Raw genomic sequence first — 2,736 nt, 5'->3', positions numbered from 1 at the left:
CTCATAATCCTTATTATACCTGCCCTTTTGTTCTCATGAGTGAAAATAGCCCTTTTGCGGATGTGTTATAGTCATAATACATAAAACGAAACGCGGAGGGACAACCTGACAGCATGAGAAAATTACACCTACTGAAATCGATTGCCAAAGCAGGCATTTGCAGCGCTATCGTCATATCGGCATTCACAATCGGAACTTTTGCTCCAAAGGCACATGCAGCTACACCTGAGACAATTAATCTTGTTTCCACAGGAAAAGAATTTATCGGCACTCCATATAAATTCGGTGCACCGGCAGGCGTTACATACGCTTTTGACTGTTCATCTTTTACTCAATTTTTGTTCAAAGGACTTGATGTTTCTCTTCCACGCACATCTGTAGCACAAGCTACAGTTGGCGAGAAGGTTCCTAAGGGTTCACTAAGCATGGGCGATCTTGTTTTCTTTAAAACGAATGGCAAGACGATCAGCCATGTCGCTATTTATGCAGGCAACAACAAAATTATCCACAGCGCTACAAGCACTGGCGTTACCGTATCGGACATGACCTCCAGCTACTGGTCCAAAAGTTATGTTACAGCAAGACGCGTCACAAATTAATTTTATAATATAGAACTTGGCTGTTATCGCCCTTTGCGATAGCAGCTTTTTTTCTGTTTATCGTGAATCAATCGCTAGCTTCTATAACATTCTTAACCATATGGAAGGGATATGAAACAATTTACTTAAAACGAAATAGAAAACGAAATCACTTTCTTAGAAATTGCAGCGTTAAAACATTTACTATTTCCGCTTGTTCCATCGTTAGTGAATGACTTGCTCCCTCAATTAAATGAGCTTCAAGACCAGGGATCGCTTTTTTCGCATAGGCTAACGCCTTCAAAGCAGGATAAATGACCTCTTTATCTCCAACAAGAAGCAAAGTAGCAACTTTGAAGTTATGAAACTCCTCTAAAGAAAATACGGAAGGCATTACCTGCAAAAGAGGCTTGGCATGGCGATACCCAGCAATGACTTGAGTGCGAAAGATAGGGGTTAACAGCTCCCCCCTGCCCGAGAACCAACGAAAAGCATTGTCGACCCATTTCTCTGATTGAAACAATAACGCAGGATAAACCTTCGCAAAAAACTTATAGCTTATTTTATGGAAGGTACCCGCAGGGGCATAAAGAATGAGCTTGGAAACGCGGTCAGGGTAAGCGATTGAAAAATTAAGCGCTAAGAAGCCGCCCATAGAATGGCCAGCGATGTCTACCTTGTCGAATAGGAGCCCGTTCAACACTTCAAGAAGCCATTGCTGCGCAGCCTGCTTGTTTTTTATTACAGCTGTTGGTTTACTCTTCCCAAAATCGCCCATTACATCAACTGCATACACACAGCGTTCTTGACTCAGCTGCTTTATATTGGGATACCACATYGTACTGCTCATGGTCATTCCATGCAGAAGCAGCAATGGTTGCTTACTCGAATCGCCGAAGCATAACACATGGGTTTCTCCAAAGGATGTTGGGAGGTACAGTGATTTGTATTCCATTTCAAACATGTCCAAGCTTTTCTCATAACAAAGATAATATTCTTTTTCAACCATTTCATCCTTAAAAATAGACATCAAAATGAAGTCACGTCCTTTTCTGCTTTAATGAACAACCATGCTATCTTACATGTATTCAATAAGATGATCATATTTTCCTTTTATGGATGAGATGAATAAATAAAACAGACATGCAGTGCCTTCATTAGGTCTGCATGTCTATCTCATTATTTTTTAACGGCTGCCAATATCGCAATTTCCTCGCTTGAATGCTCTACATCAAGCGCCACGATGCTGCCGAGTGCAAATTCAGCAGCTATTTGCTCTGCCGTCAGCGCTTTACTATAAATTTTCAACTCATCTACTGCGCCTTTAAACGGAGTATCCCAATAGTTTACCCCCACGCCAAATACACCGCTATTATTAGTAAACACATTTGGGAAGCCGGAGCCTGTAAACTTTTCTTTTCCATTAATATACACCTTGGCTGTGCCGTTATTAACGGTAAATGCAATATGCGTCCATTGTCCAATGTTGATTTTCAGCCCTGTACTCGCATCATACCAAGCAGTGCCAGACCAAAGCATCGTGTTGCTGTTGACTGGGCCTCTTGGCACGAAGCTGATCCAGCTTTCATTCGTTCTTGATCCAAAAAATGCTGTCGCAAAGTTGGTCGCCTCCGCAGGATTAAGCCACATGGATACCGAATAAACATTGCCTTCTATTATACCGTCTGGCAGACGAATGCCTGAAGCGCCGTCTAATACAGCCGCCGACCCCAAAATGCCTGTTCCAAACGTAATGCTGCCTCCCGTATTATCTACTCTATTGCCTGTAATCGTACCCGCAGATACACGCCCTAATGAATCCATTAGATTCGATTCAAAAGCATAATAAGCATTTTCACCATCCGTCACATGTACAATATAGGTCGCTGTTCTATGTCCGGCATCATCAGCTGTTGCAGTGATTGTAGTTGTTCCTAGTCCAACCGCTGTTACTTGCCCTGTATCTGCATTCACAGCAGCGATGTTGGAATCGGCTGAAGACCAAGTAATCGACTTATTAGCTGCATTCACTGGTAAAACATTGACTTCAGGCAAATAAGCTGTGCCAATGGATAACGACTTCTCCGCAGCACCAAGCAGAATTTGTGCAACTAAAACAGAGGCATCAGGCTCGCCAAAAGCCAACCACCCTATTTTC

At 42.5% G+C, this 2,736-nt stretch carries 3 protein-coding genes; 1 reads left to right on the top strand and 2 read right to left on the bottom strand.

Translation table 11 applies throughout. The annotated features are described in order from the left end of the window. The first annotated feature begins 113 nt into the window (after positions 1-113). On the top strand, positions 114-599 hold the full coding sequence (locus tag AB4Z17_RS33060; RefSeq protein ID WP_441911057.1) for a C40 family peptidase: 486 nt from the start codon (positions 114-116) through the stop codon (positions 597-599). Positions 600-747: 148 nt separating this feature from the next. Here AB4Z17_RS33060 and AB4Z17_RS33055 read toward each other — a convergent pair whose 3' ends face one another. Beyond that, on the bottom strand, positions 748-1,608 hold the full coding sequence (locus AB4Z17_RS33055) for an alpha/beta fold hydrolase (protein WP_441911137.1): 861 nt from the start codon (positions 1,606-1,608) through the stop codon (positions 748-750). Between the two features lie 149 nt (positions 1,609-1,757). Then, on the bottom strand, positions 1,758-2,736 hold a 979-nt coding region (locus tag AB4Z17_RS33050; protein WP_441964648.1), incomplete at its 5' end, for a LamG domain-containing protein.

This window comes from Paenibacillus sp. TAF43_2, assembly GCF_052113545.1.
In the GTDB taxonomy this organism is placed as follows: Bacteria; Bacillota; Bacilli; order Paenibacillales; family Paenibacillaceae; genus Pristimantibacillus.
Note: the sequence above shows the minus strand (reverse complement) of the source record. Positions and strands in the feature narration are given on the sequence as shown.